This window comes from Microbacterium sp. H6 (assembly GCF_003314775.1).
Taxonomy (GTDB): domain Bacteria; phylum Actinomycetota; class Actinomycetes; order Actinomycetales; family Microbacteriaceae; genus Microbacterium; species Microbacterium oxydans.
Window position 1 is genome coordinate 12,911 of record NZ_QOAY01000210.1, and the last position, 6,345, is coordinate 19,255.

At 69.6% G+C, this 6,345-nt stretch carries 5 protein-coding genes and 1 pseudogene; 4 read left to right on the forward strand and 2 right to left on the reverse strand.

The genetic code is table 11. From position 1 onward, the window contains the following. Positions 1–126: 126 nt before the first annotated feature. The 3 genes from DSP71_RS14125 to DSP71_RS14135 all read left to right on the forward strand — a co-directional run bounded on the left by DSP71_RS14125 (position 127) and on the right by DSP71_RS14135 (position 3,151). Positions 127–771 (forward strand): bifunctional 4-hydroxy-2-oxoglutarate aldolase/2-dehydro-3-deoxy-phosphogluconate aldolase, encoded by a 645-nt coding sequence (locus DSP71_RS14125; RefSeq protein ID WP_206549501.1) that lies wholly within the window; start codon positions 127–129, stop codon positions 769–771. 101 nt (positions 772–872) lie between these two features. Next, positions 873–2,330: an ABC transporter permease gene (locus DSP71_RS14130; protein WP_113681408.1), complete on the forward strand. Its 1,458-nt coding sequence runs from the start codon at positions 873–875 to the stop codon at positions 2,328–2,330. A gap of 74 nt (positions 2,331–2,404) precedes the next feature. Further along, complete coding sequence (locus DSP71_RS14135; protein WP_058632438.1) at positions 2,405–3,151, forward strand: ABC transporter ATP-binding protein; 747 nt, start codon at positions 2,405–2,407, stop codon at positions 3,149–3,151. A gap of 84 nt (positions 3,152–3,235) precedes the next feature. Here the strand turns inward: DSP71_RS14135 and gndA are convergent, their stop codons facing one another. Next, complete coding sequence (gndA, locus tag DSP71_RS14140) at positions 3,236–4,690, reverse strand: NADP-dependent phosphogluconate dehydrogenase (protein ID WP_113681409.1); 1,455 nt, start codon at positions 4,688–4,690, stop codon at positions 3,236–3,238. A 58-nt stretch (positions 4,691–4,748) separates the two neighbouring features. After that, on the reverse strand, positions 4,749–5,669 hold the full coding sequence (locus DSP71_RS14145) for an NAD(P)-dependent oxidoreductase (RefSeq protein ID WP_113681410.1): 921 nt from the start codon (positions 5,667–5,669) through the stop codon (positions 4,749–4,751). A gap of 98 nt (positions 5,670–5,767) precedes the next feature. Between DSP71_RS14145 and DSP71_RS23910 the strand changes: the two are divergent. After that, positions 5,768–6,345, forward strand: a pseudogene (locus DSP71_RS23910) (D-2-hydroxyacid dehydrogenase); the annotation flags it as partial.

A 6,345-nucleotide genomic window follows, 5' to 3' on the forward strand; every position in this document is an offset into this window, starting at 1 on the left:
CGGCCTGGCAGAACCAGCTGACGCCGACGGTGCGCTTCTCGGCGTGCAGGTCGAGGTCGGAGGGGTCCCCGCATACCCGTGGCGAGGTGCGGTGCCGACGGCCCGCATCGCAGGGGAGGGCGCGCTGTGAGCGCCGTCGACAACGACCAGCTGCGGGAACGGTTGCGCCGCACGCGGCTCGTCGCGATCCTCCGCGGAACCGACGTCGATGCGACGGTCGCCGCGGCACGGACCCTCCTGGAAGCCGGCGTGCGCACGCTCGAGATCGCGCTCACCCTCCCCGACGCGGAGGAGGCGATCGCGCAGGTGGTGCACGACGCTCCGGTCGATGCGCTGATCGGCGCGGGCACCGTGCTCGACGAGGCGGATGTCGATCGCGCCGTATCCGCCGGCGCGCAGTTCATGGTCACCCCGACGCTCAGCGCATCTGTGCCCTACGCCGTCAGCTGCGGCATCGGCGTCCTGCCCGGTGTCTACACGCCGACGGAGGTCCAGCGCGGTCACGACCTCGGCAGCGCGGCGGTGAAGCTGTTCCCCGCGTCGGCACTCGGTCCCGGCTTCATCCGCGCCGTGCGTGATCCGTTCCCGCACGCGCGGATCATCCCCGTGGGAGGTGTGAGCGTCGACACCGTCGGCGACTTTCTCGCGGCCGGTGCCTTCGGCGTCGGGGTCGGTGGACCTCTGGTCGGCGATGCGGCGACCTCAGGCGGCGACCTCGACGCTCTCGCTGTCCGCGCCAGGGCATTCGTGGAGGCCGTGCGGGCGGTGTGATCCGCGCTCCATAGCGTTCTCATCACCGGACCCTCGATTCCGCTTATGCGCGATTCCTAACGTCGATCTCGCCCCGCGATGGCCGCGGCGGAAGGAGAGAGATGTACGGAACATATCTGCGGCGCGAACTCGCGGGACGCAGGAAGCAGACCCTGATCGTCGCGATCGGGCTGGCGATCGCGATCGCACTGGTGATCGTGGTCAACGCCCTCACCGCGGGGGTGCGGGACGCCCAGGCGCAGGCTCTCGCGTCCGTCTACGGAGTCGGCACCGACCTCACGGTCACGGGCGCTGCCGCCGAGCCGGGCCAGGGGGAGGGGCCGCGCTTCGACTTCGATGCGGATGCCGGTGAGAGCGATGGTGAGACCACCACGCTCGCACAGTCCACGCTGCGAACCGACTTCCTGCGGGGCACCCTCGACTCGTCCGTGCTCGACACCGTCGCCGCGACCGACGGCGTCTCGGCGGCATCCGGGGCGCTGAGCCTCACGAACTCCACGTTCTCCGGCGAGGTGCCCAGCGGTGGATTCGCGCCGCAGGACGGCGAGCAGCCCGCCGCGCCGGAGGAAGGGCAGACGCCACCGGATGGCGCAGCGGGCGGCGGGGGCTCTTTCGGGGTGGACTCCTTCTCCGTGCTCGGCATCGATCCAGCTGCCACCGCCGTGGGACCGATGGGCTCGGCCACGGTCACGGACGGTCGCGGTCTCGACGCCGATGACGCTGAGGCACTGGTCGCCATGGTCGACAGCACGTACGCCTCCACGAACGGGATCACGGTCGGAGACGCCATCGACGTGGCCGGCTCCGATGTGGAGGTCGTCGGGATCCTCGGATCCACGTCCGACAGTGCGGACACGGCGGCGAACGTGTATCTGCCGCTGCGCACAGCGCAGACGCTCGCCGGAGTCGACGACGTGATCTCCACCGTGTACGTCCAGGCCGATTCGGCCGCTTCGATCGATGCGGTCCAGTCCGCGCTCGCCGAAGAGCTCCCTGACGCCACCGTCACGTCGCAGTCCGAGCTCGCCTCGACGGTGTCGGGTTCCCTCTCCAGCGCCACGGCGCTGATCACGAACCTCGGCACCTGGCTCTCCGTCATCGTCCTCGCCGTCGCTCTGCTGCTCTCCGTGCTGCTCACCCTCTCGGGCGTGGGCCGTCGCACCAGGGAGTTCGGAACCCTCAAGGCGATCGGCTGGTCGAACGGGCGGGTCGTTCGCCAGGTCGCGGGCGAGTCGATGGTGCAGGGACTCATCGGGGGAGCCGCGGGCCTCGTCCTGGGTGTCATCGGCATCGTGCTCATCAACGTCCTGCGTCCCACCGTCGCTGCGAGCGGGGGAAGTCAAGCAGGTCCTGGCGGCATGGGCGGTGGCCCGACCGGAGGCGGGGCGGTGTTCCAGGGACAGCAGACGGCGGACATCGTGCTCCAGGCACCTTTCACGCCGGGGGTGCTGCTGGCCGCCGTCGGACTCGCCGTGCTCGGCGGTGTCGTCGCCGGAGCGTTCGGCGGCTGGAGGGCCGCCCGTCTCCGTCCCGCCGAGGCGCTGCGCTCGGTCGCATGACCAGGTCTCGGGCGAACGATGAGCGACCGAACCCGACATCCCCGCAGAAGGACACCCCAGAGAAGGAGAAGACCATGATCACGGCAGACCTCGCACCGACGGCGCCGACAGACGGGAGGGAGCAACCGCTCTACCGTGTCACGGGCGTCACCCGGACGTACACGCAGAAGGGGCGCATCGTGAAAGTGCTGACGGGCGTGGACCTCGACATCATGTCCGGCGAGTTCGTCACGATCCAGGGCCCCACCGGAGGGGGCAAGTCGACCCTGCTGCAACTGCTCGGCGCCCTCGACACACCCTCCACCGGATCGCTTCTGCTGGACGGCAGCGAACTCGCGTCCGCTTCGAGCGCCGAGCTCACCCGGATCAGGGCGGAGGAGATCGGCTTCGTGTTCCAGGGGTTCAACCTGATCCCGACTCTCACCGCCACCGAGAACGTCGACATGGCGCTCGAGCCGCTGGGGGTCGACAGGGCCGAGCGACGCGCCAGGGTCGCGGAGGCTCTTGCCCACGTCGGTCTCGACGACAGAGGTGACCATCTGCCGGCGGAGCTCTCCGGAGGGCAGCAGCAGCGGGTCGCCATCGCGCGTGCCCTCGTCAAGAAGCCGCGAGTGCTGCTCGCCGACGAGCCGACGGGCAACCTCGATGAGAGCATGCGGGACGAGATCCTGGCGCTGCTCGAATCGCTGTGCGCCGAGGGGATCACGGTCATCGTGGTGACCCACGACTCGGCGGTGGCGCGGCGAGCGACCCGGCGTCTCCGTCTCGCGAAGGGCACGGTGCGCGACATCACGAGGGAGGGGCTCGCTGCGGCGCCGTGAGCGGCGAGCCGTCGTGACCCGCGGGGGTCATGATGCACGAAGGGCCGGGTACCTCGCGGTAACCGGCCCTTCGTCGACGGGACGTCAGTGCGTGTCTTCCGCCTCGATCTCGGTGCGGTCACCCGACCACAGCGTGTGGAAGGTGCCCGGCTTGTCGATGCGCTTGTAGGTGTGCGCGCCGAAGAAGTCGCGCTGTCCCTGCACGAGAGCGGCAGGCAGGCGATCGGCGCGGATGCCGTCGTAGTACGACAGCGACGACGAGAACGCCGGAGCCGGGATGCCCGCCTGCGCTGCGGTCGCCACGACGCGACGCCACGACGACTGCGCCCGGGTGAACGCCTCGGCGAAGTAGGGTGCGGTCATCAGCACGGGGAGGTCGGGGGTCGCCGCGTAGGCATCGGCGATGCGGTTGAGGAACTGCGCACGGATGATGCAGCCGCCGCGCCAGATCTTGGAGATCGCGCCGAGGTCGATGTTCCAGCCGTACTCGGCCGCGCCGGCGCGGATCTCGTCGAAGCCCTGCGAGTAGGCGACGATCTTCGACGCATACAGTGCCAGGCGCACGTCCTCGATGAACTGCTCGGTGTCTTCGGCCGAGACCGTGAACTCCTCGTCGGGGCCGGGAAGGCCGCCGGCGACGGCGCGCTGCTCGGGGTGCGACGACAGCGAGCGGGCGAACGTGGCCTCGGCGATGCCCGACACCGGTACGCCGAGCGACAGCGCGGTCTGCACGGTCCAGGCGCCGGTGCCCTTGGCTCCCGCCTGGTCGAGGATCACGTCGACGAGCGGCTTGCCGGTCTCGGCGTCCACCTGGCGGAGCACCTCGGCCGTGATCTCGATCAGGTACGACTCGAGCTCGCCCCTGTTCCACTCGGCGAAGATCTCGGCGATCTCGGCGGGCGACTTGCCGGTGCCGCGGCGGATGAGGTCGTAGGCCTCGGCGATGAGCTGCATGTCGGCGTACTCGATGCCGTTGTGCACCATCTTGACGAAATGACCGGCGCCGTCGTGGCCGACGTGGGTGACGCAGGGCTCGCCTTCGGCGATCGCCGCGATGGACTTGAGGATCGGCCCGAGGGTGACCCACGACTCGTCCGAGCCGCCCGGCATGATCGAGGGTCCGGTGAGGGCGCCCTCCTCGCCGCCGGAGATGCCGGCGCCGACGAAGTTGATGCCGGTCTCGCGGACGGCCTTCTCGCGACGGATGGTGTCGGGGAAATAGGCGTTGCCGCCGTCGACGATGATGTCGCCCGGTTCGAACACCTCGACCAGCGAGTCGATCACCGCATCGGTCGGACCCCCGGCCTTGACCATGATGATCGCGGTGCGCGGCTTCTGCAGCGAGTCGGCGAACTCCTGGTAGGTGCGGGCCGGTACGAAGCCGGCCTCGGGGTGCTCGTCGAGGAGCGTCTGGGTCTTCTCGTAGCTGCGGTTGAAGATCGCCACCGTGTTGCCCTCGCGGCTGGCGAGGTTGCGGGCGAGGTTCGAGCCCATGACGGCGAGTCCGACGACTCCGATGTTCGCTGATGCTTCGGGCACAGAAGGCTCCTCGAGATCGTGAAGAAGGGGTGGTTTCAGAGTATCGCTGTCCGGGAGGTCAGTGGCGACCTGTGTCTTGGGAGGCGATGTCGTGAGAGGCGATGTCGCGGGAGGCGATGAAGCGCCGCGACACCGCGATGTCGCGGTCTCCGAGCCCGGCGGCGACGAGTTCGTCGAAAGCCGCACGCAGGGTGGGGAGCAGCACGGGCGCGGTGCCGGTGGCCTCGGCGATGTCGGCGGCGAAGCCGAGGTCCTTCACCATGTACTGCGCGATGCCGCTGGGGGAGTCGTCACCGGTGACGAGCTTCTCGCGGCGACTGTCGAGCAGGCGCGATCCGGCGTATCCGCCCGAGAGCAGCGACCAGAGCGCATCGAGGTCGAGTCCCGAGCGCTCGGCGAGCACCGTGGCTTCACCGAGCGCCATGATCGTGGCGGAGACCACGAGCTGGTTGCAGGCCTTGGCGACCTCGCCCGCGCCCAGCGGGCCGAGCAGCACAGGGTTGCCGCAGGGGTCGAGCACCTCGGCGGCGATCGCCGCGTCCTTCTGGTCCCCTCCGAGCATGATCGAGAGGGTTCCGGCGATCGCACCGTCCTCACCGCCGGAGACAGGGCAGTCGACGACTCGCACCCGTCCCTGCGTCTGTGCGCCCACCCGCTCCGCGAGCGCACGCACGGCCGGCGCCGACGACGTGGACCCGATCAGGATGAGCAGGTCGCCGGCGTCGGCCAGCAACCCGTCCGGCCCGTCGAGCATGGCTTCGAAAGGGGGGAGGTCGGGCAGCATCATGAGAAGGACGTCTACTCTGGAGGCGAGTTCGCGTGGCGTCTCCGCCCAGGAGGCACCGGCAGCCAGCAGTTCCGGCTGAGGGCGGCGGGCATGGATGACGAGCCGACCGTGCGCGGCGAGCAGATGGTCCGCCATCGGGCGACCCATCGCGCCGAGGCCGACCACGCCGACGGTGGCAGGTGTGTTGCTCATGCGCACACCGTAGCAACAATCCAACAGATAGAACAGTGTCCAACAGGATGGAACTGGGCTAAGGTGAGTGATTCAGACTTCCCGAGGAGGGGACCAAGATGACGGGGACCGAGAAGAAGCTGCGTGCCGTCGTGGCGGTGCCGCTGCGGGAAGAGCTGTGCCGACTGATCGAGGAGCTCGAGCCGCGCCTCGAGGTGCTCCGCGACCACGATCTGATGCCGCCGATGCGGGGTCCTGCCGACTGGTCGGGTGATCCTCGGTACACGCGCACGCCGGAGCAGCAGCAGGCCTTCGATGCGCTGGTCGATTCCGCAGACGTGCTCTTCGGGATCCCCGATGTCGACGCGGGGGCTCTGGCTCGCACGGTGGCTGCGAACCCGCGGCTGCGCTGGGTCATGACGACCGCGGCCGGGGGTGGAGCTTCGGTCAAGGCTGCCGGCCTCGACCGTTCCCAGCTCGACCGTGTGGTCTTCACCACCAGCGCCGGCGTGCACGGCGGCCCGCTCGCGGAGTTCGCGGTGTTCGGGGTCATGGCCGGTGCGAAGAACCTCCCGCGCCTCCTCGCCGACCAGGGAACGCGCACCTGGCCGGATCGCTGGGAGATGCGTCAGCTCGACGAGATGACGGTCCTGGTCGTCGGTCTCGGCGGCATCGGCTCGGAATGCGCACGGCGCTT

What these genes read in the sequence shown, in the direction of transcription:
- DSP71_RS14130 (WP_113681408.1), top strand. Translation starts at nt 873, where the DNA reads ATGTACGGAACATATCTGCGGCGCGAACTCGCGGGACGCAGGAAGCAG.
- DSP71_RS14135 (WP_058632438.1), top strand. Translation starts at nt 2,405, where the DNA reads ATGATCACGGCAGACCTCGCACCGACGGCGCCGACAGACGGGAGGGAG.
- DSP71_RS14145 (WP_113681410.1), bottom strand. Translation starts at nt 5,669, where the DNA reads ATGAGCAACACACCTGCCACCGTCGGCGTGGTCGGCCTCGGCGCGATG.